The following is a 24,601-nucleotide window of genomic DNA, read 5'->3' on the forward strand; positions in this document are numbered from 1 at the left end:
CTTCGTGCTTAGCTCTGGCGTCCACTGTGTAGATGGGCGCCGTCACGCCCGAGGGGTGATCGGTGCGTGCCACAGGCCGACGATCGCATCGACCAGGCCCGTCGCCGCCTCGTGCCAGCTAGCCCTGGGGGTGGGGGAGCCGTCGGCGAGGGCGCGCTCGCGCTCGGCGACCATGTGCACCATGAGCTGACGCGCCATGTCGCCACGTTCCCTGCGCACCTCGACCGGAATGTCGGGAAGGCACCGGTTGAGCCCGTCAATGGTTTTTACCAATGCGGGCGAGGTGAGGAACTGCTCCGACATGATCTCGCGTAGCGAGGGGTCGGTCATCAGCTGCGCGCCGAACCGGCCGAACCAGGTCGGGTTGCCCAACTCGGCCAGGTGCTCAGGAGCAGGGCGCACCAGACAGGCCACCCAGTCCCGCGGGTCGGTGGACTCGCCGGCCTCCGCGACCAGTCGCGCACGGATCCGCTCGATTTCGACGGTGTGCTTGCGAACGATTGCGCGCAGCAGGTCGGTTTTGGTGCCGAAGTGGTAGTTCACCGCGGCGTTGTTGCCTTGCCCTGCCGCTTCGCTGATCTGGCGGTTGGATACCGCGAAGACACCGTGCTCGGCGAACAACCGCTCCGCCGTCGCGAGGATTGCCTCTCGCGTGGCGCTGACGCGATCGGCCCGCGTGGTTCCGCCCCTCACGTCCATCCTCCTGCGAGTTGGTCTTGGGTACCTGGCCAGTTAACCGAGGGCTGCTAGGCTAAGTCAAGCGCTTGATTTAAATTCCCACGACGTACGTCGCATCCAAAGACGGAGACTCACTCATGACCTATGCCCCTGCCCGGGAACGGCCGAACGCCATCGTGGCGGTGCTGGCCCTCGCCGGGATCGTGGTCTCGCTCATGCAGACCCTGGTGATCCCGCTGGTCCCGAAGCTTCCCGAGCTGCTCGGCGCGTCCGCCTCCGACACCACCTGGGCCATCACCGCGACCCTGCTCGCCGCCGCCGTCGCGACCCCGACCGTGGGCCGGCTTGGCGACATGTACGGCAAGCGGCGGATGTTGCTGTTCAGCCTGGGGATGCTGGTGATCGGGTCGGCCGTCGCCGCGGTGTCGAGCAGCTTGGCGCCGATGGTGGTGGGGCGGGCGTTGCAGGGGCTGGCCGCTGGTGTGATCCCGCTGGGGATCAGCATCATGCGTGATGAGCTGCCGAGCGAGCGGCTGGGGTCGGCGACGGCGCTGATGAGCGCGTCGCTGGGCGTGGGTGGCGCGCTGGGCCTGCCTGCCGCGGCGTTCCTGGCGGAACGGGCGGACTGGCATCTGTTGTTCTGGGCGTCGGCCGGCCTGGGCGCCGTCGCCGCGGTGCTCGTGCTCACGATCGTGCCCGAGTCGGCCGTGCGCACGGGCGGCCGCTTCGACCTGCCTGGCGCGGTGGGGCTGTCGGTCGCGCTGCTATGTCTGCTGCTGGCGATCTCCAAGGGCGCGGACTGGGGCTGGGGCAGCGCTCTGACCATGGGCTTGTTCGGTGCCGCGGCCGTGGTGTTGCTGCTGTGGGGCTGGTGGGAGCTGCGTACCCGCCAGCCGCTGGTCGACCTGCGCACCACCGCGCGTCGCCAGGTGCTGCTCACCAACCTCGCCTCGGTCGTGTTCGGGTTCGCGATGTTCGCGATGTCGCTGGTGCTTCCCCAACTGCTGCAGCTGCCGGAGGCCACCGGCTACGGCCTGGGGCAGTCGATGCTCGCCGTTGGCCTGGTGATGGCGCCCAACGGCCTGGTGATGATGGCGATGGCGCCGGTGTCCGCACGGATCTCCCAGGCACGGGGGCCCAAGGTGACGTTGATGCTGGGCGCGGCCGTGGTCGCGACCGGCTACGGCCTGAGCATCGTGCTCATGTCGCAGATCTGGGAGCTCGTGCTGGTCTCCAGCATCATCGGCGCCGGTATCGGCCTCGCCTACGGCGCCATGCCCGCGTTGGTGATGGCGGCTGTGCCCGTGTCCGAGACCGCCGCGGCCAACAGCCTCAACACCCTGATGCGCTCCATCGGCACCTCGATCTCCAGCGCGGTCGCGGGAGTGGTACTCGCCCACATGACCCTGTCGCTGGGCTCCGCCACCGTGCCCACGCAGGACGGCTTCCGCGTGGTGCTGGCGGTCGCCGCGGCAGCCGCGCTCGTGGCACTGGGTGTCGCGTCCTTCCTCCCCGGTCGCCGTCCCTCACCGGTTCGCACGGCAGCGCAACCGGTCGCGACCGCCGCGCAGGGAACCTAGAGCCCGGGTCACACACCGCCCAGCTGGAACGTGTCGCCGGTCTTGTCGATCCACTCCTGCAGCCGTTTGTGCAGATTGGAACGGACGGCGTGGAAGGCAGGGTTGTGGGCGAGGTTGGCGAGTTCGTACGGGTCGTCGTCGAGGTTGAACGGCAGCCAAGGCTGCCCTTCCAGGCACACGTACTTCCAGTTGTCCCTGGTGACAATGCCCCGCCGGCCGCGGTCGACGCTCTCCGGGTGTCCTGTCGGTACCGGCAGGCTCAGGTAGGCGTCCTCCGGTGGGCCGTCCCAGACCGGCGGGCGCATCCCGGGTGTGGTGACCAGCCTGCTGTAGTCGGTGCCTTCCATCTCCTCCGGCACCGGGATGCCGCACAGGCCCAGGGTCGTCGGCGTGATGTCCACGTGGGTTCGATTGGTCACCCGCGTGACGGGCGGTACCGTGCGCGTTGGGCTCGTCGGCGCCGGCCCGTGGGCCGGGATCCTGCACGCTCCATTGTGGACAGCGCCTCCGGAGACCACATTGGCCGCCGCGTGGGCGCGTCGCGCCGGTGCGGCGCGTTCGTTCGCCGCCGAACACGGCACGGAGGCGGTCCCGTCCTTCGAGGAGTTGCTCGACGCCGTTGACGCCATGGCCTTCGCGGTGCCGCCCTCGGTGCAGTGGAGCCTGGCGAGCTAGGCGGCGCGGGCAGGCAAGCACGTGATTCTCGAGAACCCATCGCGGATTCGCTCGACGGGGCATCCGGCTTACACGTCTGTGGCTGTGCGGAAGCCGAGGTTGCCGCTGGAGCTGTCCGGGCTGTTGGCGGTGCGAGCGGCGACGCGGTAGCGGTTGCAGTAGGAGTCGTGGCAGAGGTAGGACCCGCCCCGCATCGCGCGGTTGGCCTGTGCGTCGTCGAACCAGCCTGCGCACCATTCCCAGACGTTGCCCGACACGTTGTACAGTCCGAACCCGTTGGGCTGGAAGGCATTCACGGGTGCGGTGCCGGCGTAGCCGTCCTCGGCCCTGTCCCGCACGGGGAACTGGCCCTGCCAGATGTTGCAGCGGTGCTCCCCGTCCGGGGTGAGCTCATCGCCCCACGGGTAGCGCGCCTGATCCAGCCCGCCACGGGCGGCGTACTCCCATTCGGCTTCCGTCGGCAGCCGCCGCCCTGCCCAGGTGCAGTACGCCGCCGCGTCGTGCCAGGAAATATGGACTGCCGGATGGTCCCAGCGCCCGTCGAGATCGCTACCCGGCCCTTCGGGACGTCGCCAGAACGCGCCGGACACACCGCACCACCACGGCGTCTGCTCGGGTCGCGGTGAGCTCTTGCGCAGCGCGCCTGGCAGGAACTTCGCGAAGACGTAGCTCCAGCCGAACCGTTCGGCGTCGGTGCGATAGCCGGTGGCGTCGACGAACTCAGCGAACCGCTCGTTCGACACGGAGTGCGGGTCGATCGCGAACGGTGCGACGGTCACCGCGCGGACCGGGCCTTCCCGGTCCTCCGGGAAACCGTCCGCGTCCTCGGTGCCCATCCGGAACACCCCGCCTGGCAACGTGATCATGCCGTCCAGGTCTGCCCGCTCGCGGGCGACGATTCGCGTGTGGACGGAGTCCCTCGCGGGTTCCGACGGCGGACAACATCCGGACATCAGCAATCCTCCTCAGCCAGCGTCCACGATAACCGGGCGCCTGAGCGGGCAACTCACACGGCTGGGCAGGGGACTCGCGTGCTGGACTGGGGGACTCGCGGACCTGAGTGGGCAACTCGCGGGCCTGGGCGGGGGACTCGCGCGCTGGAGCGGGGGACTCGCGACGAATGGGGGCTCGACGGATGCAGTGCAATATGACATGCTACCGGTGTGTCTGCGAGGAGGGATCCGGTCGACGTGCTGGTCATCGGCGCGGGGATGGTGGGTGCTGCGTGCGCCTACTACTGCGCCGATGCGGGCCTGCGCGTCGCGGTGGTCGACCGCGGCGCCGTCGCGGCGGGCACCACGAGTGGCGGCGAGGGCAACATCCTGGTCTCCGACAAGGAGCCGGGCCCCGAGCTCGACCTCGCCCTGCTGTCGAACCGGCTGTGGCGGGAGCTGGGGGAGCGGCATGGTGCGGACGGGTTCGAACTGCAGCACAAGGGCGGGGTCGTCGTCGCCAGGACACCGGAGTCGGCTGCCGGCCTCGCCGCGCTCGTCGGCGCGCAGCGGGCTCACGGTATCGACGTCGTGGACCTGACGGCCGGGGAACTGACCGACCTCGAGCCGAACCTGACCCGCGACGTCTGCGCGGGCGCGCTGTATCCCCAGGACATGCAGGTGCAACCGATGCTCGCGGCGGCACAGTTGCTGCGGCACGCGCGTGAGCTCGGCGCGACCGTCCACACCGGAACCGAGGTGCTTGGCCTCACGCGTGGCCGGGACGGCAGGGTCACCGGTGCGCACACCTCGGCGGGTGAGTTCCCCGCGCGGTGGGTGATCAACGCGGCGGGCACCTGGGGCGCGGAGGTTGCTGCGCTCGCCGGGGTCACGGTACCCGTTCTGCCGCGCCGTGGGTTCGTACTGGTGACCGAGCCGCTCCCGGTCGTCGTGCGGCACAAGGTGTACACCGCCGACTACGTGGCCAATGTAGCCAGCGGCGACGCAAGCCTGGAGACCTCGGTCGTGGTGGAGGGGACCCAGGCCGGCACTGTCCTGATCGGAGCGAGCCGGGAACGGGTCGGGTTCGATCGCACGATGTCGTTACGGGTGCTGAGCAGGCTCGCGGCGCAGGCCGTGGGGCTGTTCCCGTTCCTGGCCGATGTCACGTTGCTCCGCGGCTACCTCGGGTTCCGGCCCTACTGCCCGGACCACCTGCCGGTGATCGGCCCCGACCCGCGCGCGCCAGGGCTCGTGCACGCGTGCGGTCACGAGGGCGCGGGCATCGGCCTTTCCGCGGCGACCGGTCACCTCATCACCCAGTCCCTGACCGGCAGCACACCGGAGCTGGACATCACGCCGTTGCGTCCCGACCGTTTCGCCGAGGAGGTTTCGTGACGTTTCGTTTCGGCGACCGGGAGATCGCCGTCGAGCCGGGCCAGAGCATCGGTGCCGCACTGCTGGCCGCCGGGTACCGGTCGTGGCGCACCACGCGTCACGACGGCGCGCCCCGCGGCATCTTCTGTGGCATCGGTGTCTGCTTCGACTGCCTGGTAACGGTCAACGGTCGCCCCAACCAGCGCGCCTGCGTAACTGAGGCACACCCCGGTGACCGGGTCGAACCGCAGGAAGGAACGGGACATGCCGGCCTCGCCTGCTGACGCCACCTACGACATCGCCGTACTGGGGGCGGGGCCGGCCGGGCTGGCCGCGGCGGCCGCCGCAGGACGCGGCGGAGCCCACGTGGTGCTGCTCGATGGGGGACCACGGGTCGGCGGTCAGTTCTGGCGGCACCGGCAGGGCGACAGCGGGCGGGGCCACCGTCATTGGTCCACTGTGGAGCGGCTGCGCGCCGCGGTGCCGGACTTCCGGCCGGGGCAGGCCGTCTGGCATGTCGAGCGCACCGGAAACGGCTTCACCGTCCACACTGCCACCAACACGCTCGCCTGCCGGAAAATGATCATCGCGACCGGTGCGTACGACCGGCAGCTGCCTTTCCCGGGCTGGACCCTGCCCGGCGTGTTCACCGCAGGCGGTGCGCAGGCGCTGCTCAAGGGGCACGGGGTGACGGCAGGGCGGCGGGTGGTCGTTGCCGGGACGGGCCCGTTCCTGCTGCCCGTCGCCACCGGCCTTGCGCATGCCGGCGCGCAGGTGGTCGGCGTGTTCGAGGCCGGCGCACCCACGGCGTTCGCCCGCCACCCGCGGGTACTGGCGGCCAACCCCGGCAAACTCGCGGAAGGCGCCTGGTACGCCGCCGCCCTGGCGCGCCACCGTATTCCTTTCCGGACACGCCATGCCGTGATCGCCGCGGACGGCGAAGGCGAGGTCGAGGCCGTGACCGTGGCGCGTGTGGACAGCCAGTGGCGCATCGTGCCGGGCAGCGCGCGGCGGATCGCCTGCGACACCCTCGCGGTCGGCTACGGGTTCACCCCGCAACTCGAGATCCCGCTCCAGCTGGGCTGCGCGGCGGAACTCGGCCTCGACGGCAGCCTCATCGCATGCGCCGACGAGCGGCAGCGCAGCAGCGTCCCCGGCGTCTACCTCGCTGGGGAGGTCTGTGGCGTCGGTGGTGCCGAACTGTCTCTTGTGGAGGGTGAGCTGGCCGGACTGCATGCCGCGGGGGTGACCCCTGACCGGCGGCTGGTGCGCAGGCGGGCCACGCTCCGTGCCTTCGCAGCCGCGTTGCACGCCACCTATCCCGTCCAGTCCGGCTGGCAGGAGTGGCTGGCCGAGGACACCCAGGTCTGCCGCTGCGAGGAAGTCAGCGCCGGAGCCATCCGGCGGACCATCACCGAACTCGGCGCCAGCGACCCGCGCTCGGTCAAGCTGCTGGCTCGGCCTGGAATGGGGCTGTGCCAGGGCCGCGTGTGCGGTCATGCCGTCGCCTGCCTCACGGGAGAGCCGACCGCGGCCGCTCTGCAAGGCATCGCCACCCGGCCCATCGCCCAGCCCGTGACCCTGGGCAGTCTCGCCCCGCACCCCACACTGGAGGAAAAATGAACGCCCGCACCAAGCCATGGCACGGCGTGCTCGTCGCAACGGCCCTGCCGCTCACCGAATCGCTCGAGATCGACGTCGACCGCTTCGCCGACCACGTGTCCTGGCTGGCCGCGCAGGGCTGTGCCGGGGTGACCCCGAACGGTTCGCTCGGCGAATACCAGACGCTCACGCCCGAGGAGCGGACCCGTGTCGTGACGACCGCCGTCGGCGCCGCCCCGGAGGGCTTCACGGTGATGCCGGGTGTGGCGGCTTATGGTGCGGCCGAGGCGCGCCGTTGGGCCGAACAGGCCGCCGAGGCGGGCTGCCCTGCGGTGATGTTGTTGCCGCCCAACGCCTACCGGGCCGACGAGCGCGCGGTCGTCGCGCACTACCGTGAGGTCGCCAAGGCGGGCCTGCCCATCGTGGCCTACAACAATCCGATCGACACCAAGGTCGACCTCGTTCCCGAGCTACTGGCCGAGCTCTACCACGAGGGACTGATCGTCGGGGTCAAGGAGTTCACCGGTGACGTGCGGCGGATCTACCGTATCGCCGAGCTGGCGCCGGGCCTCGACGTCCTGTGCGGTGCCGACGACGTGGCGCTGGAACTGGCCATCGCCGGGGCGAGCGGCTGGATCGCCGGCTACCCCAACGCGCTGCCGAAGTCCACTGTGGAGTTCTGGAATGCCGCCACGGCAGGGGATCTGGACACCGCGCTTCCGCTGTACCGGCTGCTGCACCCGCTGCTGCGGTGGGACTCCCGCACCGAGTTCGTGCAGGCCATCAAGCTCAGCATGGACCTCGCCGGGCGCTACGGCGGGCCGTGCCGGCACCCGAGGGTGCCGCTGACCGCCGAACACGCCGCCGCCGTCCGGCAGGCGACCGAGAAGGCACTCGCGGAAGGGCTGTCCTGACCGATGCGGGCCACCAGGGTCTTTCATGCCGTCGACTCGCACACCGAGGGCATGCCGACCCGCGTCATCGTCGGCGGGGCCGGGGTGGTGCCGGGTGCCACGATGTTCGAGCGCCGCCAGTACTTCGTCGAGCACCTCGACCACGTCCGCCGCCTGCTCATGTACGAGCCGCGTGGGCACTCGGCGATGAGCGGTGCGATCCTGCAGCCGCCCACCCGCGCCGACGCGGACTGGGGCGTGCTGTTCATTGAGGTGTCCGGCTGCCTGCCGATGTGCGGGCACGGCACGATCGGCGTCGCCACCGTACTCGTGGAGACCGGCATGGTCGAGGTCACCGAGCCGGTCACCACCATCCGGCTCGACACCCCCGCCGGGCTCGTGGTCGCCGAGGTCGCCGTGCGGGACGGGGCAGCCAAGTCGGTGACCATCCGCAACGTGGCGTCGTTCTCCGCCGGGCTGGATCGCACGGTCAGCGTGCCCGGGTTCGGCGTGGTGCGCTACGACCTCGCGTTCGGCGGCAACTTCTACGCCATTCTCGGGCTCGAGCAGCTCGGTATCCCGTTCGAGCGGGCCGAGAAGGACCGTATGCTCGCCGCCGGTCTGTCCATCATGGACGCCATCAACGAGCAGGACCGGCCGGTGCACCCGGAGAATCCGGAGATCACCGGCTGCCATCACGTCTACCTCGCCGCGCCAGGGTCCACCGCCCGGCATTCCCGCCATGCCATGGCCATCCACCCCGGCTGGTTCGACCGCTCGCCCTGCGGCACAGGGACCAGTGCGCGGATGGCCCAGCTGCACGCGCGGGGAGAGCTGCCGCTGGACACCGAGTTCCGGAACGAGAGCTTCATCGGCACCGAGTTCCTCGGCAGGCTGCTCGGCGAGACGACGGTCGGCGGGGTACCGGCGGTGCTGCCCGCGATCACCGGCCGGGCTTGGCTGACCGGCACTGCGCAGTACTTCCTCGACCCCGACGACCCCTTCCCGGAGGGATTCCAACTGTGATCCCGGTACTGCCGATGCCGGCCGCCATCGCCGCACTGCAGGCGGCGCTGCGTGCCGGACTCGAACCCGAGGCTGATCCGCCGCGGTCGGTCGTGCCCGTACGGCATGGTCAACTGCTGCTGATGCCTGCCGACTGGGACGGCTACACCGGCGTCAAGCTGGCGTCGGTGGCGCCGGGTAACTCCGGCAACGGCCTGCCGCGCATCCAGGGCACCTACCTGTTACTGGATGCCGGGACGCTCAGCCCGCTCGGCACGCTCGACGGGATCGCGCTCACCGCGGTGCGGACGGCCGCGGTGTCCGCGGTCGCGGCCGACCTCCTCGCCGGGGCCGACGCGGCGCGGCTGGTCGTGTTCGGGTCGGGGCCGCAGGCCCGCAGCCATGTGGCGGCGTTACGAGCGGTCCGCCCCATCCGCGAGGTCATCGTCGTCGCCCGCGACGCCGCGAAGGCCGAGGCCTTCGCGGCCGAGTGCGCGCGGGACGGTCTGGCAGCGCGGACCGGGACGGCCTCCGCCGTGGCGCACGCGGACCTCATCGCGTGCTGCACCACCGCGCGCACCCCGCTGTTCGACGGCGCCACGTTGAATCCGCGGGCGACCGTCGTCGCGGTGGGCTCGCACGAACCCGAGGCGCGCGAGGTCGACGACGTCGTCATGGGGCAGTGTGCCGTCGTCGTGGAAACCCGGACGGTCGCGCTGCGCGAGGCCGGTGACGTGATGCAGGCTGTCGACGCGGGTGCGCTGGACCCTGCCGAGTTGATCGAGCTGAGCGCCTTGGCGAAAGGCGCTGCGACACTACCGCCGGGACCGCGCATTTTCAAGAGCGTCGGGATGGCGTGGGAGGATCTCGTGGTCGCCGCCGCCAGCTACGAAGCGAGCAGGGAGAACCACCGTGGCCGCTGAGCACCCCGCACTGCCACCGCTGAGCGGCAGGCGGAACCTCCGTGAGGAGATCACCGAAACGCTGCGGGCAGCGGTGATCTCCGGGGAGCTGGAGCCTGGTGTGGTCTACTCCGCGCCCAGCCTGGCCACCCGGTTCGGGGTCTCGGCCACCCCGGTGCGGGAGGCGATGCTGGACCTGGCCAAGGAAGGCCTCATCGACACGGTGCGTAACAAGGGTTTCCGTATCACTGAGCCGTCGGAGAAGGATCTCGACGACCTGAGCACCCTGCGTGCGCTGATCGAGGTGCCCACCGTGCGTGCGATCGCGGAGGCCGGTGTCGATCCGGCGGTGATCGAGGCGCTGCGGCCGCTCGCCGCCGGAATCGAGGAGGCCGCCGCCAGCGGGGACCTGATCGCCCATGTGGCGACCGACATGGAGTTCCACCTGCGGTTACTGTCGCTGGCCGGCAACCCGCATCTGGTCGAGATCGTGCGCTCTCTGCGGGCCCGGTCGCGCATCTACGGCCTTCGCGCCCTCGCCGCGAGCGGGCAGCTGGTGGCGTCGGCCCATGAGCATGCCGAGCTGCTCGATCTCATCGCCGCGCGGGACGCCGCCGGCGCCGAGCAGCTGATGGAACGGCACATTCGCCACGTGCGCGGCATCTGGGCCGGCACGCGCTCTTAGTGTGGCGGTGCCGGACAAGGTCTCACCGGAAGCGGGCGTGCTGTGCGAACTGTCGGTGTCGATCTCGCCGCCGAGGCGGCTTGCACGGCGATCGCCGTGGTCGAGTGGCACGCGGGTACGGCAGCAGTGGTCGAGCTGGAGTTCCCTGCCGATGACGCGGCGGTGCTGCGGCATGCGCACGGAGCGGACAAGGTGGGCATCGACTGCCCGCTGGGCTGGCCGGATGCCTTCGTCGAGTTCCTGCGCACCCAGCGCGCCGACCCGGCCGGCATCGCGACGGACCTGCCCGGTGCCGCCTGGCGGCGGTCCCTGGCCTACCGGCGCACCGACGAACGGGTGCGTTCGCTGTGCGGGATGGTCCCACTGAGCGTGGCAACCGACCGGATCGGTGTGACGGCGATGCGGGCGGTACGGCTGCAGGCGCTACTGGCACAGCGCGGACATCGTCTCGACCGGGCGGGGACGGGGCTGATCGTCGAGGTGTATCCCGCAGCCGGGCTGAAGCACTGGCAGCTGCCCTTTCGCCGGTACAAGGGCAGCAAGAACCTCGCCGCACTCGGCACGCTGATCGACACCCTGCGGGAGGCCGCTCCCTGGCTCGACTTCGGTGCACACGAGGGGCTGTGCCGGCAACGAGATCACGCCGCCGATGCCGTCCTCGCCGCGCTGCTGGCGCGTGCGGCCGCCTGCGGCCTCACGATCCAACCCGCTGCCACGGAGCGGGCGGCGGCCGAGTCCGAGGGCTGGATCGCGCTGCCCACGTGCACACTCGGTGACCTCGTACGCTCTGCGTGACCATACAAGTGCTGTGAGCAACCAAGACCTCGGTGCGCTTCCGCCAGCGGACGGCAACGCCGGCGCCTAGTGTTAGTCTCAGCGCGGCCGTAATGGCCGTGTGCCGTGTTGCGCACCTTACTGGGGTGGAAGTTCGGTCGGACGGTGGCCGCGGCGTGTCTGCCCGTTGTGGTCGAGTGCGGTTACGTGTGGAGAGTGGAATGCGGATGCCGCTGACGGATACAGGCGCGCACGCGAAACCTGCCGGCTCGGCGCCGGCGGAGCGGAAGTACCGGCCCGAGCTGCAGGGGCTGCGGGCGCTCGCGGCGGTTCTCGTGGTGGTCTACCACGTCTGGCTCGGCCGGGTCTCCGGCGGCGTGGACGTGTTCTTCTTCGTCTCCGGATTCCTGATCACAGGCCAGTTGTACCGGGCGAGCCTGCGCGGCCGGATCCAGTTCCGGCCGATGTGGGGCCGCATGATCAAGCGGTTGTTCCCCGCCGCGCTCACCGTGCTGCTCGTCACGATGGCAGCGGCCGTGGTGCTGCTGCCCGAGCATCGATGGTTCCAGACCATCCGTGAGGTCATCGCTTCCGCGCTGTACCTGGAGAACTGGCAGCTCGCGGCATCGTCGGCGGACTACTTCGCCCAGCACAACACGGCCAGCGTCGTGCAGCACTTCTGGTCACTGTCGATCCAGGGCCAGTTCTACCTGGTGTGGCCGCTGTTCATCGGACTGACCGTGCTGGTCGTGAGGCGGGCCGGCTGGGGTATGCGGTGGTCGCTGTTCGTGGCGCTGGTTCTGGTGTTCGTCGTCTCGCTCGGCTACTCCGTGTGGCTGACCGTGGTCAACCAGCCGTTGGCGTACTTCCACTCGCTCACCCGCGTCTGGGAGTTCGCGCTCGGCGGGCTCCTGGCGCTCGGCATTTCCTCGGTGACCCTGCCGAGAGCACTGCGGATCGTGCTGGGCTGGGCCGGTGTGGTGGGACTCGTATCGTGTGGGCTGCTGCTGCAGGTCGGCACCGTGTTCCCCGGCTACGCTGCGTTGTGGCCGACGGTGTCCGCGGCACTCGTGCTGCTCGCCGGTGCGACCGGCAGCGCCGTCGGCGCCGACCGCCTGCTGGCGTCACGCCCGCTCACCTACCTGGGAAACCTCAGCTACGCCCTGTACCTGTGGCACTGGCCGGTCCTGCTCTTCTACCTACTCGCCAGGGACCGGGAGTCGGTCGGCATCCTGGGTGGCTCCTTCGTGATCGGTGTCTCGCTGGTGCTGTCGGTGCTCACGTACCACCTGGTGGAGAAACCGGCGCGGGACTCCCGGATCGGCGTGACGACACGCTGGGGTGCCTACCGCTTCGGCGTGCTCACGCTGGTGCCGGTTCTCATTGCCGCGGGTGCCTGGCAGATCGTCACCACGCAGCGCGCGGCGTTCGCGCTCGATCTCGACGACCCGGCCCATCCCGGGGCGAGGGCATTGGCGTCCGACGGGCCGCTGCTCAACCTCCAGACCTCGATCGTGCCCCCGTTCGCCACGCTGCCCGACCAGTACGAGATCTTCCCCGACGACGAGTGCACCATCTCGCCGCGCCACGAGAAGCTGCGGATCTGCACGGTCGAACCGCGGGGACCGATCACCCGGCGCATTGTGGTGGTCGGTGACTCGCACTCACAGCAGTACATCGCCGCGCTGCGCCCGATCGCCGCGAAGCACAACTGGCAGATCGTCGCAGTGGGTAAGGGCGGTTGTGCGCTGACGACCGACCGCACGTGGCCCGAGTGCGGGGAGTGGAACGACGCCGCCATGGCCGAGATCCTCGAGATGAAGCCGGATCTCGTGGTGACCATGGCGACGAGAGATGTGCGCGCCGGGCTGACGGAGTGGACTCCGCCCGGTTACGTCGAGCAGTGGCAGCGGCTCGGTGACGCCAACATCCCGGTGGTGGCCATGCGGGACAGCCCGCGCTACGACTTCGAGCCCTCCGAATGCGTGCAGAAGTACGGTGCCGACTCGCCCCGGTGCGCCAGGCCGCGGGCCGAAATGCTGGCGCCCGAGCCACCGTACGCCCGGCTCGCCGGAGTACCGCGGAATGTGTCCTTTGTGGATATGAGTGACAGCATCTGCACTGCCGACAAGTGCCTCCCGGTGATCGGCAACGTACTCGTCTACCTCGACGATAACCACATCACGGCCGCCTACCTGCAGACCATGGCCCCGGAGCTGGAACGGAAACTGGCGCTGGCGCTGGGCTGGGAGGACGTGTCCATGGTGCTGTCGACGCCGCCACGCTGATTCGATCCGGCGGTTACGCAGGAAATTGATGATGATCACAGGAGCGGGAAACGGGAACGGTTTCCCGCCGATCAGGCGCGCCCTGCTTCCGGCGACACCTCGCTGACCGGCCTGGACGCCGCGCCGGGGCGGGCGGGGGAGTGCGCGAATCCGCCAGTTTATCCTGCCCCGATTAACCGCGTATCACGGGGCTGTTGCATCCGCACCAATTAATTTCTTGTTACGAGGCATCTGTTTGACAGATGCAGAGTGTCACTTTTGACTGTTTGACGTGCTCCAGGGCCTTTCGGAATCTTGAGTCGAACCGCGGCGGCTCCACGCACGCGGGATCGGCGCGGATTCGCAGGCAAGGGCTGGCGAAACCGGCTTGCGGATCGCAGGAGAGGACAACGCATGAGATCACTCCACAAAGCAGCCGCTGTCTGCGGACTCGTCGCGGCGCTCGCGCTCACGGCATGCTCTGGCACGTCCGGGAACAGCTCCGGCATACCGGAGCTGGTGCTCGCCGTCGAGACGAGCGAGGGCGACCCGTTGGCGGACATGCTGCTCGCCTTCGCCGAGGAAGTCGAAGCCGAACTCGGCGACGCGGTCGAACTCGAGGTGCAGACGGGCGGCGCAATCGGCGACGAGGAGGCCGTGCTGCAGGCCCTGCGTGGCGGCGCCGTCGACATCGCCGCGGTGAGCAGTTCCGTCGCGAATGTCGACCCGGCATTCAACATCATGGAGATGCCGTTTCTGTTCACCGACCGGGAAAGTGTCGCGGAATTCCTCGACGGCGATTTCGGTGCCGAGCTCAGCGATTCTCTGGTGAGTTCCATCGGAACCCGTGTCCTGTCATTTGGCGAGAACGGTTTCCGGCACATCACCAACAACGAGCGCCCGATCGTGACGGCCGAGGACCTCGCGGGCCTGCGCATCCGCGTTCCCGGCAACCCGGCCAGGGTCTCCCTCTTCGAAACACTCGGCGCGTCCCCCACGCAGATCGACATCGGCGAGGCGTACCTGGCGCTCGATCAGGGGGTGCTCGACGGGCAGGAGAACCCGCTCAAGGTGATCGACGCTTTCTCGTTCTACGAGAAGCAGCGCTATCTCTCGCTGACCTCGCACATCTACAGCCCCGTCTACCTGACCATGAACGACGACAGCTGGCAGGAGCTGTCCGCGGAGATCCAGCAGGGACTGGGCAAAGCGGCGGCTGCCGCGGCCGAACGGAGCAGGACCGCGGGCGCTGAGGCCGACGAAAGCCTGATCACGAAGTTCACGGAGGCAGGCGTCGAGGTCAACGAGGCGAACGTGGCGCAACTGCGTGGCATCGTGTCCACTGTGCGCGATGAGATCGCGGCCGACATCCCCGGCGACTTCGCCGACCGTGTACTCGCCGAGTACGCCCAGTGAGCCCCTCAGGAGAGCGGCCACCCCTGCCACTCGGTGCGCTGAACACCGCGAAGCGGATCGGTCTGGTGTACATGGCATCGAGCGTGCTCATGGAGGCCGAGATGTACGCCATGGCCACAGCGGATGTCACGATCCACACCAGCCGGGTCACCCTGCCCAGCGTCACCGTCGACGGCATCGACGCGATGATGCGCTCGCCGGAGCTGCGCGCGGCGGTCGAACTGGTGGCGCAGGCACCACTGGATGTGCTCGTGTTCGGCGGCACGAGCGCGTCCTTCCTGCACGGCACCGCCTGGGACCGGATGCTGATCCAGCACATCGAGGAGTGGAGCGGCCTTGTCGGTCGCTGCACGACCACCTCCACCGCCAGCATCGCCGCGCTGGACGCTGTGGGATCGGGGCCGATCAGCCTGGTGACGCCGTACCGCCAGGAGGTCATCGACCGCGCGGAACGGTTCTTCGGCGAGAACGGCCATCCGGTGCTCGCCAGCTCAGGCCTCGGCATCACGAGCGATCACGAGCTCGCCGAGGTGCCGCTGGAGAAGGTGTACGACCTCGCCGTCGAGACCGACGTCCCCGAGGCCACGACGGTGTTCATCAGCTGCACCAACTTCGCGAGCGTCGGCGCGATCGCCGCGCTCGAGGACGAGCTCGGCAAACCGGTCGTCAGCGCGGTACAGGCGTCGTTCTGGTACGCGCTACGGCTGGCGAAGGCGGATGATGCCGCCCAGCCCGGGTTCGGCAGGCTGTTCGGAGCGCGGCCATGACCACTGTGGACTCAGCACAACCGGCATCGGGCGCGCTCGAACCGGCGCCGCCAACGCACACCGTCATCGACCGGGTACTGGAGGCGCTCGCCGCGCTGTCGCTCGTGTCGATCACGGTGCTGCTCTTCGCCAACGCCACGCTGCGTTTCCTGTTCAACTCGCCGCTGGGCTGGACCGAGGAGATCGTGACGGGGCTGATGCTGTGGCTGACGATGTTCGGCTTCGTGCTCGGCGTCCGCAGGCGTGAGTCGATCACCGTGCGGGCCTTCGTCGGCAGGTTGCCGCTGAAGGTCCAGGTGTGGCTGAAGCTGGCGACCGATCTCGTGACCGCCGTCGTCCTGCTGCACCTGGCGTGGTTCGCCTTCCAGTACCTCACCGAGTTCGGCTCCGACACGACGGCGTACCTGCGGTTGCCGCGCGGTTTCTTCACCGCCGCACTGCCCGTCGGTGCGCTCGCCGCCGCGCTGCTCGTCCTGGTGCAGCTGCCGAAAGGCCGCGAGGCCATCCTGCGCCAGCAACAGGAGGAACAGTCGTGATCCTCGTCGTCACACTGCTGGCCATCGTCGGCCTGCTCGTCCTCGGCACACCCTTGATCATCGCCATGGCGGGCGGTGTCGCGCTGTATGCGACGCTCGACGGCGCCTGGATGCTGCAGTACCCGCAGCAGGTCACCGACGGCATGGGCAGCTTCGTGCTACTGGCGATGCCGCTGTTCATCCTCGCGGGTGTGGTGATGAACGCCGGCGGAATCGCCGACCGGGTCTTCGCCTTCGCGCGGTCGCTCTTCGGCCCGCTGCCCGGCGGGCTCGCGCAGGTGGACGTGTCGACCAGCCTGTTCTTCGGCGGGATGGTGGGTACGTCGGTGGCCGACCTGGCAGGCACCGGATCCACCCTGATCCCGCAGATGAAGAAGCACGGCTACCCCGCTCCGTACGCCGCCGCGGTGACGGCCTCCTCGTCGGGAATCGGCCCGCTGATCCCGCCGTCCTCGCCGATGATCCTGTACGCGGCGGCCACCGGTACCTCGCTGGGCACGCTGTTCATGGCCGGTATCGTGCCCGGCATCATCCTCACCGTCGTACTGATGGTGGTCGTCGGCGTGCAGGCGGTGCGCAACGGCTGGGGCGAGAAGATCGCCTTCAGCTGGGCCGAGGTGTTCCGCACCCTGCGGTCGTCGATTCTGGCCTTCGGCGTGCCGGTCATCATCCTGCTCGGCCTGACACTCGGGGTGTTCACGCCGACCGAGTCGGGTGCGTTCGCCGTCGCCTACGCGATCGCCGTGTCCGCGCTGGCCTACCGTTCGCTCGGCCTGCGGAAGCTGTACCGCTGCCTGGTCGAAGCGGCCGTGCTGACCGGTGAGGTCATGCTCATCGTCGGTGTGTCCGTTGCGCTCGGCGCTGTGCTCGCGATGGCCGGGTTGCCCGGGGTGCTGACGGACTTCGCGACCTCCGTCGTTCCCGGGGACGCGCAGCTCGGCTACGTCGTCGTGCTGACGCTCGTCGCGATCGTGGCAGGCATGCTCTTCGACCCCCTGATCCCGGTGATCATGCCGGTGCTGCTGCCGACGGTACTCGAGGTGGGCATCGATCCAGTCCACTTCGGAGTGATCATCGTGCTGACCGTCGTCATTGGACAGGTGACCCCGCCGGTCGCCATGTCGCTGGTGGTGGCGGCCAAGATCGCCAAGGTCGACGCGTGGCGGGTGCTGCGCGCGAACACGCCGTTCCTGCTCGCCACCATTGTCGTGCTGGTTCTGGTGATGCTCTTCCCGCAGCTGGCCACCTGGCTTCCGTCCATTCTCGACGATCAGCCATGAGTGCGGTGGACCTGCTCAGGGAGATCTCGCTGACGCAGCTGCGTTACTTCATCCGAGCGGCCGAGCGCGAGAGCATGACACGAGCTGCCGAGGACCTCTACGTCGCACAGTCGGCGGTGTCGTCGGCGGTCGCCCACCTGGAGAAGGAGCTCGGGGTCCAGCTGTTCATCCGGCGGCATGCCAGGGGACTCATCCTGACACCGGCGGGGAGGGAGTTGCTGCTACGGGCGCGGCAGGTGCTCAACTCGCTCGCCGAGTCACTGGAGGAGATCGCGGGCGACGCCCAGGCCTTCTGGGGCACCCTGCACGTCGTGTGCTTCAGCCCGCTCGCACCGTTCTACCTGCCGTCGATCCTGTCCGGCCTGAAGGAGGAACACTCCGGGCTCGACGTACACGTCAGCGAGGCGGTGGCCGGTGAGGTAGGCGAGTTCCTCGAATCGGGGCGCGCCGAGATCGCGCTGACCTACGATCTCGCGCTGGGCGACGGCATCCAACGCGAGGTCCTTGCCGAGATCCAGCCCTACGTCGCGCTGCCGGCCGGCCATCGGCTGGCAGCTGCGACGAGCCTGCGGCTGGCCGATCTCGCCGACGAGCCGATGATCCTGGTCGACCTGCCCTACAGCCGGGACTACTTCATCGGTGTGTTCACGGATCGCGGGCTGGTGCCGAACATCCAGTACCGGTCCGGTAGCTACGAGACGGTCAGGGCGCTGGTGGCGCAGGATCACGGCTACAGCCTGCTGCACCAGCGCCCCGCCACCGACACCACCTACGGGGGCGGGCGCATTGTCGCCGTTCCGATCGCCGACGTCGTGGAGCCGCTCCGGGTCGTCGTCGCCACACTGCAGTCGATGAAGGTGAGCCAGCGCGCGCGGGCGTTCGCCGACCGGTGCCGGGCAGTGGTGGCGCAGGGGCAGAACGGCTGAACCGCGTCCCGGCGCCGCATCGCCTCGGCGGATTCCCTGCATCGGTTTCGCCGATGCGGCAACGCTGATCTCGATGTTTGACGCTGTGCTCGGGGTCGCTTTTAGATCGTGTGTAGACCAATCGAGCGGGAGGGCACGTGATCGAGGACGACCTCAGACCCGGGTACGTCGACACGCCGATGGGCCGGATGCACGTCGTCACGCGTGGTTCAGGTCCATGTCTGGTGCTGCTGCACCAGACACCGCGGTGCTGGGACGAGTACCGGGCGCTGATGAGCAGGCTCGACGACTACCAGCTCGTGGTACCGGACCTCCCAGGGCACGGGGCTTCGCCGCCGCCGGTGGCCAACACGATCGAGGGGGCCGCGGAGGCTGTACTGGCCATATTGGACGCATTGGCCGTGCCCAGCGCCCATGTCGCAGGCCACCACTTCGGCGGGCTGGTCGCCTATCACCTCGCCGTGTCGGCACCGGAGCGCGTCGAGTCGCTCGTGCTCTCCTCGACCCCCTACATCGACGCGGCCGAACGTGAGCGCAGGCGGACGGCACCGGCCTTCAACGAGGTGGAACCACGATCCGACGGCGGCCACCTCGGCGAGCTGTGGCAGCGGCGTAGCGGCTATCTCGCCCGCCCCGATCCCGCCGTGCTGTCCCGGTATGTGCGGGACGTGCTCGCACACGCCGAGCCCGATCGCGGTCACGCCGCCGTCGCGGTCTACCGCTCGGAGGACGGGGTGGGCCGCTACCCGGGCCCCGTGCTGCGTATCGAGTCCGCCCGCGATCCACGGGCGTTCCCGCGCAGGGAACGGATCAAAGCGGCCTTCCCGCAGGCGAGGGAACTCGTGATCGGCGAGGGGGACATCGCCACGCCCGAGACATGCCCCGGCGAGTTCGCGGCGGCCATTGTGGACTTTCACCGCGGCGCGGTGCACCGGTGACCCCCGAGCGGATGCGCGCGGTGGTGCTGCGGGAGACCGGTGGCCCGGAAGTCCTGCGGATCGAGGAGGTCGCGATACCCCGGCCGGGCCCGGGTGAGGTGCTCGTGCGCGTCGCAGCGTTCGGCCTCAACAACGCCGAGGTGCTGCAGCGCGGCGGCGCGGTACCCGCGCCGCCGGGCGGAATTCCGGGACTGGAGTGTGCCGGCACAGTCGCCGAGACAGGGGCGGGCGTCGGTCCACATTGGAAGCCTGGAGCCACGGTGGCGGCGTTGCTGCGTGGTGGCGGGTACGCCGAGTACGTCTGCGTTCCAGCCGGCGCCTGCATGCGGATGCCTGCTGGGCTCGACCTGGCTACGGCCGGGGCGGTACCGGAAGCCGCAGCCACGGCGTGGTGGAACCTGGTGCAGCGCGGGCGGTTGCGCGCAGGGGAACAGCTTCTGGTGCATGGTGCGGCGGGTGGCGTCGGCTCCCTGGCAGTGCAGATGGGGCGGCTGCTCGGCGCCGAGGTGATCGCCACCGCCCGCGGCGAGGAGAAAACCCGGTTGTGCGCTGAGCTGGGTAGCAGCCAGGTCATCGACTACGGTCGCGACGACGTCTTCGCCGCGGTGCGCTCGATCGCGCCGGATGGCGTCGACGTGATTCTCGACAATCAGGGCGGGCCTGCGCTGGCCGATAACGTGGCGGCGCTCGCGCCGCTGGGCCGGCTTGTCGTCGTCGGGACGCAGGCAGGAACCACGGCAGAACTCGATCTCGGTACCCTGATGGCAGGCGGCGTGGAGATCTCCTCGTCCAGCCTCGGCAGGCTCGACGACGGCCTGCGTGGCCGGTTGTGCCAGGACGTCGAGCGCGAGGTGCTGCCACGAATCGCCGCCGGAGCCCTGCGTCCCGTGCTCGACAAGCGGTTTCCCTTCGACGAGATTTCCGCGGCGCACCAATGGTTTTCCGATCCAGGCCGGATCGGCAAGGTTGTCGTGACGGTGACCGATGGCATCTGATGATCCGATGCCGGGCAGCGGAACAAGCTCTTTGCCTGATGGTCACGGGCGCGGAAACATCAGTTACGTGAAGAGCACCCTGACGCCGGTAACGGCGAGCGATTTCATTCGTGCCATCAGCCGCGCCGCCACACCCGTCACCATCGTGACGACCCAGGACGGCGGCAGGCGGCTCGGTCAGACGGTCTCAGCGCTGAGCCGCGTGTCGGACGAGCCCGCCGTGCTCGGCGTGTGCATCAACCAGCGGAGCCCGATCAACGAGGCGATCCGCGCCAGAGGCGCCTTCAACATCTCGGTGCTGGGCAGCGACCACGGCGCCGTCGCCGACAGCTTCGCCGGGCGGGACAGCGTGGCGCGTCCACGGTTCACCTTCCTCGACGAGGAATGGCGGCACGGGGACAACCACCTTCCGGTGTTCAACGGCAGCGTCGCCGCCTTCGAATGCGAACTGCTGAACGTCACCGGTATCGGCTCCCATCACCTGTACCTCGGCGAAGTGCACCGGGTCGCGCACACCGACGTCGAACCGCTGCTGCATCTGCGCGGCAACTACCGCACCCTCGCCGCTCACAACACGGAAGGACAGCACCAATGATCAAGACCGGGGACGAGTACCGCGAGTCCATCAGCACCGGCCGCGAGATCTACATCGACGGCGAGCGGGTCAGCGACGTCACCAAGCACCCGATGTTCGCGCCCATTGTGGACATCCGCGCGCGCATCTACGATCTCGCGCACGAGGAGGCTTCGCAGGATGTCATGAGCTACGTCGACGACAGCGGCGAGCGCAACGCCATCGCGAACAAGCTGCCACTGTCGCAACAGGACTGGCATGACAAGCGCAAGGCGATCGACCTGGTGCTCGACGAGGCACGCGGTGTGGTGACCAGGGTCGGCGACGAGACCATCGGCGAGATGTGGGCGCTCTACGACGGTCAGGACGTGCTCAACGAGGTCGACCCGCGCTTCGCCGCGAACATCCGCAACCACGTGCACCGCGCTGTTACCGCGGACCCGTTCCACATCTCGGCCAACACCGACCCGAAGGGCGACCGTTCGAAGCGCCCGCAGGACCAGGATCCGGACATGCTGCTGCATGTCGTCGCCGAAACCGACGAGGGCATCGTCGTGCGGGGCGCCAAGTACGAGACGGCCGCTCCCTATGCGACGCAGGCGTTCACCAAGCCGACGATCGCCAACTGGGGTGACAGCGAGCTGTCCGACTATGCGGTGGGTTTCGTCATCGACCTGAACTCGCCCAACCTGAAGTTCATCTGCCGCACCGGTTTCGCCGGGCGCAGGCCCGCCACCGACTACCCGCTGGCCAATCGTGTCGACGAGGTGGAATCCCTCGTCATCTTCGACAATGTGGTCATCCCGTGGGACAACGTGCTGTTCTACCGGCACACCCGCGCCGCGACCTACGTGCGCAGCACCCTGCACCGGTACAGTGCCCTGCCCTACGTCCACCGCTCCATCCGCTTCGCCGACCTGATGATCGGCGCCGCGCTGTGGAACGTCCGGCAGACCGGGCTCGACAAGAACCCGGCCGTGCAGGAGAAGCTGGCAATGCTCGCGTGCTACCGCGAAGGCATTGACGCGCACCTGACCGCGGCGATTACCAACGCCGAGACCAGTCCTGGCGGGCTCACCATGCCCAACCAGTCGCTGCTGTACACCGGCCGGGTGTGGGCGCAGACGCAGCTGCCCCAGATGATGCACTGGGCGCGGGAGCTGTGCGGCGGCCAGATTTGCATCACGCCCGATTCGGCGACCTTCGGGATGGCGGGTGCCTCGCCGTGGCTGGAGAAGTACTACTCGATCACCGACGACTGGCAGGCCGATGACCGGCGCAAGCTCCTCGCGTTCGCCCGCGACCTGCTCAACAGCGACTACGCAGGCCACCGGCTCACCTTCCAGCTTTTCGCGCAGGCGCCGCCGTTCGCGCACTACCAGGCCGTGTACCGCAACTTCGACTTCGACGGCCCGCTCGGCCTTGTCAAGTCCGCCGCGGAGCTGTCGGACCGGGTGGAGGGCGTGCGCGCATGACACACCAGCGGATTCGCCCGTTCAATACCAAGGACACCTACCCGGAACAGAACCTGGACAACGACCTGTGCCAGGCCGTGGTGGCCGGCGACACGATCTACCTGCGCGGCCAGATCGGCCAGAACCTCGACACGACGGAGAACGTCGGCGTGGGGGATGTGGCGGCACAGGCCGAGCAGGCGATGTCCAACATCGCAACGCTACTCGGCGAGGCGGGCTCGACACTGTCCGATGTGGTCAAGGTGACCGTCTACCTCGTCGACCCGCGCCACCGGGAGAGCGTGTACCGGGTCATGGGCCGCTGGCTGCGAGGCGTGCATCCGGTGTCGACGGGTGTGGTGGTGAGCGCGCTGGCGCGACCCGAATGGCTCGTGGAGATCGACGCGATCGCCGTGCGCCAGGGGGTGGCTTCGTGACGTTCTCACTGGCCGCGGTCGACCGGAACACGGGTGCACTCGGCATGATCATCACCTCGTCGTCGCCCGCGGTCGCCTCGCGCTGCCTCAACATCCGCCCGGGGCTCGGCGCGGCGGCGAGCCAGAACGTCACCGATCCGCGGCTTTCCGGCAGCCTGCTCGACCGGCTGGCCGCGGGGGACAACCCCCGCGTGGCCATGGACACCGTGGTCGCCGAGCACGCGCTGCGTGACTACCGGCAACTGACCGTTGTGGACAGTGCGGGCCGGTCGGCGGCGTTCAGCGGTGCCGGTGCGCTCGGACGGCACCACCACGTCGAGGGTGACGGTGTGGTGGCGGCGGGCAACATGCTTGCGGGCCCGGCCACGATCACCGAGCTCGTGCGGGGTTACGAGTCCTCGACGGCGCGCGAGTTCGAACAACGGCTGCTGGACGGGCTGGCGGCCGCGCTCGCGGCCGGCGGCGAGGAGGGCCCCGTCTACGCCGCGGGCCTGCTCGTCTACCGCGAGGTCGACTGGCCGGAGACGACCCTGCGCGTCGATTGGTCCGACAACCCCTACGCCGCGCTCACCGAACTGTGGCGGGTGTGGAAGCCACAGCGCGACGACTACGTGCGGCGCGCGCTCGACCCCGCTGCCGCGCCGAGCTTCGGGGTTCCGGGTGACCTCTGAGCCGCTGGGGGAGCACAAGCGGGTGGCGCGGGACCTGCTGGACCGCGAGTGGGAGCTGGTGCGTTCGATCAGCACCGAGCTGCACGCCGATCCGGAGACCGCCTGGCACGAGCACCGCGCCCACCGCAGGCTCACCGATCTGCTGGAGGCGAAGGGCTTCACCGTCCAACGTGGAGCAGGTGGCCTCGACACGGCCTTTCATGCCCGGATCGGTACGGGTCCACTGCACGTCGCGTTCGTCGCCGAGTACGATGCGCTCCCCGGGCTCGGGCACGCCTGCGGTCACAACCTCATCGCCGCCTCGTCCGTCGCGGCGGCACTCATGGTGTGGGAGGTCGAGTCCGTCGCGGGCGGGCTCGGCGTGACCGTTCATGTGCTCGGCACTCCCGCCGAGGAGGGCGGTGGGGGCAAGATCCTGCTGCTCGAGGCCGGAGAGTTCGATGGGATCGACGCCGCACTGATGATGCACCCGGGACCGGCCGATGTCGCACGGGCGGAGCCGTTCGCGGTCGCCCACTGGGAGGTCACCTACCGTGGTGCGGGCGCGCATGCCGCCGCCTACCCCCACCTGGGCGTCAACGCCGCCGATGCGTTCACGGTCGCCCAGGTGGCGATTGGGTTGCTGCGCCAGCAGCTGCCGCAGAGCGTGCGTGTCCACGGTGTCGTGATGCACGCGGGTTCCGCGCCGAACGCCATCCCCGAGGCCGCGGTCGGGCGCTGGTACGTCCGCGCCGCGAGCCTGGCCGAACTCGACGACGTCGAACGGCGGGTCCGCGCCTGCTTCGAGGCGGGTGCGCTCGCCACCGGATGCGAGCTGGACATCGTGCCGGAGTCGCCGCGTTACGCGGAGTTCCGCAACGATGAGGAACTGCTCGGCTACTTCGTGCGCAATGCCGCGGAGCTCGGCCGCGACATGACCACCGAGCCTCCGGACGGCGCTGGGGCGATGAACACCGCGTCCACCGACATGGGCAACGTGTCCCAGGTCCTGCGGGCGATCCACCCCTACCTCGGCATCGGGTCACTACCCGCGGTGAACCACCAGAAGGCGTTCGCCGACGCCGCCGTGGGACCGCTGGCCGAAGCCGCGCTGCGTGATGGTGCGACCGCGCTCGCCTGGACCGCGATCGATCTGGCGTTGTCACGCTGACAGCCGGCGCGGCGAGCTGCCCGGTGGTGGCCCCCAGCGGGCAACTCGCGTGCCGCAGCGGGGGACTCGCGTGCGGGAGCGGGGGAC

At 69.4% G+C, this 24,601-nt stretch carries 26 protein-coding genes; 23 read left to right on the top strand and 3 right to left on the bottom strand.

The window, feature by feature from the left end; all coding sequences use genetic code 11:
• Positions 1 to 42: 42 nt before the first annotated feature.
• Complete coding sequence (locus ABZ863_RS19245) at positions 43 to 699, bottom strand: TetR family transcriptional regulator (protein ID WP_358537285.1); 657 nt, start codon at positions 697 to 699, stop codon at positions 43 to 45.
• Between the two features lie 116 nt (positions 700 to 815).
• On the opposite strand from ABZ863_RS19245, the gene ABZ863_RS19250 reads away from it, so the two are divergent.
• Positions 816 to 2,258: an MFS transporter gene (locus ABZ863_RS19250; RefSeq protein WP_358537287.1), complete on the top strand. Its 1,443-nt coding sequence runs from the start codon at positions 816 to 818 to the stop codon at positions 2,256 to 2,258.
• 8 nt (positions 2,259 to 2,266) lie between these two features.
• Here ABZ863_RS19250 and ABZ863_RS19255 read toward each other — a convergent pair whose 3' ends face one another.
• Positions 2,267 to 2,677 carry a sulfatase/phosphatase domain-containing protein gene (locus ABZ863_RS19255; RefSeq protein WP_358537289.1) on the bottom strand — a complete coding sequence of 137 codons (411 nt, stop codon included), beginning with the start codon at positions 2,675 to 2,677 and terminating at the stop codon, positions 2,267 to 2,269.
• Positions 2,678 to 2,681: 4 nt separating this feature from the next.
• Between ABZ863_RS19255 and ABZ863_RS19260 the strand changes: the two genes are divergently transcribed.
• Positions 2,682 to 2,933 (top strand): Gfo/Idh/MocA family oxidoreductase, encoded by a 252-nt coding sequence (locus ABZ863_RS19260; RefSeq protein ID WP_358537291.1) that lies wholly within the window; start codon positions 2,682 to 2,684, stop codon positions 2,931 to 2,933.
• A 68-nt stretch (positions 2,934 to 3,001) separates the two neighbouring features.
• On the opposite strand, the gene ABZ863_RS19265 is transcribed toward ABZ863_RS19260, so the two are convergent.
• Positions 3,002 to 3,799: a formylglycine-generating enzyme family protein gene (locus ABZ863_RS19265; protein ID WP_358537519.1), complete on the bottom strand. Its 798-nt coding sequence runs from the start codon at positions 3,797 to 3,799 to the stop codon at positions 3,002 to 3,004.
• A gap of 297 nt (positions 3,800 to 4,096) precedes the next feature.
• Between ABZ863_RS19265 and ABZ863_RS19270 the strand changes: the two genes are divergently transcribed.
• The 21 genes from ABZ863_RS19270 (at position 4,097) to ABZ863_RS19370 (ending at position 24,514) form a co-directional block, all read left to right on the top strand.
• Positions 4,097 to 5,263 (top strand): FAD-binding oxidoreductase, encoded by a 1,167-nt coding sequence (locus tag ABZ863_RS19270; protein WP_358537293.1) that lies wholly within the window; start codon positions 4,097 to 4,099, stop codon positions 5,261 to 5,263.
• On the top strand, positions 5,260 to 5,526 hold the full coding sequence (locus ABZ863_RS19275) for a (2Fe-2S)-binding protein (RefSeq protein ID WP_358537295.1): 267 nt from the start codon (positions 5,260 to 5,262) through the stop codon (positions 5,524 to 5,526). Before ABZ863_RS19270 ends, ABZ863_RS19275 begins: the two co-directional genes overlap by 4 nt.
• Positions 5,507 to 6,865 carry an FAD/NAD(P)-binding oxidoreductase gene (locus ABZ863_RS19280; protein WP_358537297.1) on the top strand — a complete coding sequence of 453 codons (1,359 nt, stop codon included), beginning with the start codon at positions 5,507 to 5,509 and terminating at the stop codon, positions 6,863 to 6,865. The genes ABZ863_RS19275 and ABZ863_RS19280 overlap by 20 nt, the downstream gene beginning before the upstream one ends.
• Entirely contained in the window at positions 6,862 to 7,758 is an 897-nt protein-coding gene (locus ABZ863_RS19285) for a dihydrodipicolinate synthase family protein (protein ID WP_358537299.1), read from the top strand. Before ABZ863_RS19280 ends, ABZ863_RS19285 begins: the two co-directional genes overlap by 4 nt.
• Positions 7,759 to 7,761: 3 nt before the next feature.
• Entirely contained in the window at positions 7,762 to 8,763 is a 1,002-nt protein-coding gene (locus tag ABZ863_RS19290; protein ID WP_358537301.1) for a proline racemase family protein, read from the top strand.
• Complete coding sequence (locus tag ABZ863_RS19295) at positions 8,760 to 9,665, top strand: ornithine cyclodeaminase family protein (RefSeq protein ID WP_358537303.1); 906 nt, start codon at positions 8,760 to 8,762, stop codon at positions 9,663 to 9,665. Before ABZ863_RS19290 ends, ABZ863_RS19295 begins: the two co-directional genes overlap by 4 nt.
• The gene (locus ABZ863_RS19300; protein ID WP_358537306.1) at positions 9,655 to 10,329 is read left to right on the top strand and encodes a GntR family transcriptional regulator; all 675 of its coding nucleotides are present in this window, start codon (positions 9,655 to 9,657) and stop codon (positions 10,327 to 10,329) included. Before ABZ863_RS19295 ends, ABZ863_RS19300 begins: the two co-directional genes overlap by 11 nt.
• A 42-nt stretch (positions 10,330 to 10,371) precedes the next feature.
• Positions 10,372 to 11,124: a DUF429 domain-containing protein gene (locus tag ABZ863_RS19305; RefSeq protein WP_358537308.1), complete on the top strand. Its 753-nt coding sequence runs from the start codon at positions 10,372 to 10,374 to the stop codon at positions 11,122 to 11,124.
• A 206-nt stretch (positions 11,125 to 11,330) separates the two neighbouring features.
• Entirely contained in the window at positions 11,331 to 13,391 is a 2,061-nt protein-coding gene (locus tag ABZ863_RS19310) for an acyltransferase family protein (RefSeq protein WP_358537311.1), read from the top strand.
• 393 nt (positions 13,392 to 13,784) lie between these two features.
• Positions 13,785 to 14,786, top strand: coding sequence for a TRAP transporter substrate-binding protein (locus ABZ863_RS19315; protein WP_358537313.1), 1,002 nt, complete (start codon positions 13,785 to 13,787; stop codon positions 14,784 to 14,786).
• Complete coding sequence (locus ABZ863_RS19320) at positions 14,783 to 15,553, top strand: maleate cis-trans isomerase (protein ID WP_358537315.1); 771 nt, start codon at positions 14,783 to 14,785, stop codon at positions 15,551 to 15,553. Before ABZ863_RS19315 ends, ABZ863_RS19320 begins: the two co-directional genes overlap by 4 nt.
• Positions 15,550 to 16,089, top strand: a complete 540-nt coding sequence (locus ABZ863_RS19325; protein WP_358537316.1) for a TRAP transporter small permease — start codon at positions 15,550 to 15,552, stop codon at positions 16,087 to 16,089. Before ABZ863_RS19320 ends, ABZ863_RS19325 begins: the two co-directional genes overlap by 4 nt.
• Complete coding sequence (locus ABZ863_RS19330; RefSeq protein ID WP_358537318.1) at positions 16,086 to 17,369, top strand: TRAP transporter large permease; 1,284 nt, start codon at positions 16,086 to 16,088, stop codon at positions 17,367 to 17,369. Before ABZ863_RS19325 ends, ABZ863_RS19330 begins: the two co-directional genes overlap by 4 nt.
• Entirely contained in the window at positions 17,366 to 18,295 is a 930-nt protein-coding gene (locus ABZ863_RS19335; RefSeq protein ID WP_358537320.1) for a LysR family transcriptional regulator, read from the top strand. Before ABZ863_RS19330 ends, ABZ863_RS19335 begins: the two co-directional genes overlap by 4 nt.
• Before the next feature lie 137 nt (positions 18,296 to 18,432).
• The gene (locus tag ABZ863_RS19340) at positions 18,433 to 19,233 is read left to right on the top strand and encodes an alpha/beta fold hydrolase (RefSeq protein WP_358537322.1); all 801 of its coding nucleotides are present in this window, start codon (positions 18,433 to 18,435) and stop codon (positions 19,231 to 19,233) included.
• Entirely contained in the window at positions 19,230 to 20,228 is a 999-nt protein-coding gene (locus tag ABZ863_RS19345; RefSeq protein WP_358537325.1) for an NAD(P)H-quinone oxidoreductase, read from the top strand. The genes ABZ863_RS19340 and ABZ863_RS19345 overlap by 4 nt, the downstream gene beginning before the upstream one ends.
• A 67-nt stretch (positions 20,229 to 20,295) precedes the next feature.
• The gene (locus ABZ863_RS19350) at positions 20,296 to 20,823 is read left to right on the top strand and encodes a flavin reductase family protein (protein ID WP_358537327.1); all 528 of its coding nucleotides are present in this window, start codon (positions 20,296 to 20,298) and stop codon (positions 20,821 to 20,823) included.
• Positions 20,820 to 22,277, top strand: coding sequence for a 4-hydroxyphenylacetate 3-hydroxylase family protein (locus ABZ863_RS19355; protein ID WP_358537328.1), 1,458 nt, complete (start codon positions 20,820 to 20,822; stop codon positions 22,275 to 22,277). Before ABZ863_RS19350 ends, ABZ863_RS19355 begins: the two co-directional genes overlap by 4 nt.
• Positions 22,274 to 22,693: a RidA family protein gene (locus ABZ863_RS19360; protein WP_358537330.1), complete on the top strand. Its 420-nt coding sequence runs from the start codon at positions 22,274 to 22,276 to the stop codon at positions 22,691 to 22,693. Before ABZ863_RS19355 ends, ABZ863_RS19360 begins: the two co-directional genes overlap by 4 nt.
• Positions 22,690 to 23,364: a DUF1028 domain-containing protein gene (locus ABZ863_RS19365; protein ID WP_358537332.1), complete on the top strand. Its 675-nt coding sequence runs from the start codon at positions 22,690 to 22,692 to the stop codon at positions 23,362 to 23,364. Before ABZ863_RS19360 ends, ABZ863_RS19365 begins: the two co-directional genes overlap by 4 nt.
• Positions 23,354 to 24,514: a M20 family metallopeptidase gene (locus ABZ863_RS19370; RefSeq protein ID WP_358537334.1), complete on the top strand. Its 1,161-nt coding sequence runs from the start codon at positions 23,354 to 23,356 to the stop codon at positions 24,512 to 24,514. The genes ABZ863_RS19365 and ABZ863_RS19370 overlap by 11 nt, the downstream gene beginning before the upstream one ends.
• The last annotated feature ends 87 nt before the right edge of the window (positions 24,515 to 24,601 follow it).

Source organism: Saccharomonospora sp. NPDC046836, assembly GCF_040645195.1.
In the GTDB taxonomy this organism is placed as follows: Bacteria; Actinomycetota; Actinomycetes; order Mycobacteriales; family Pseudonocardiaceae; genus Prauserella_A.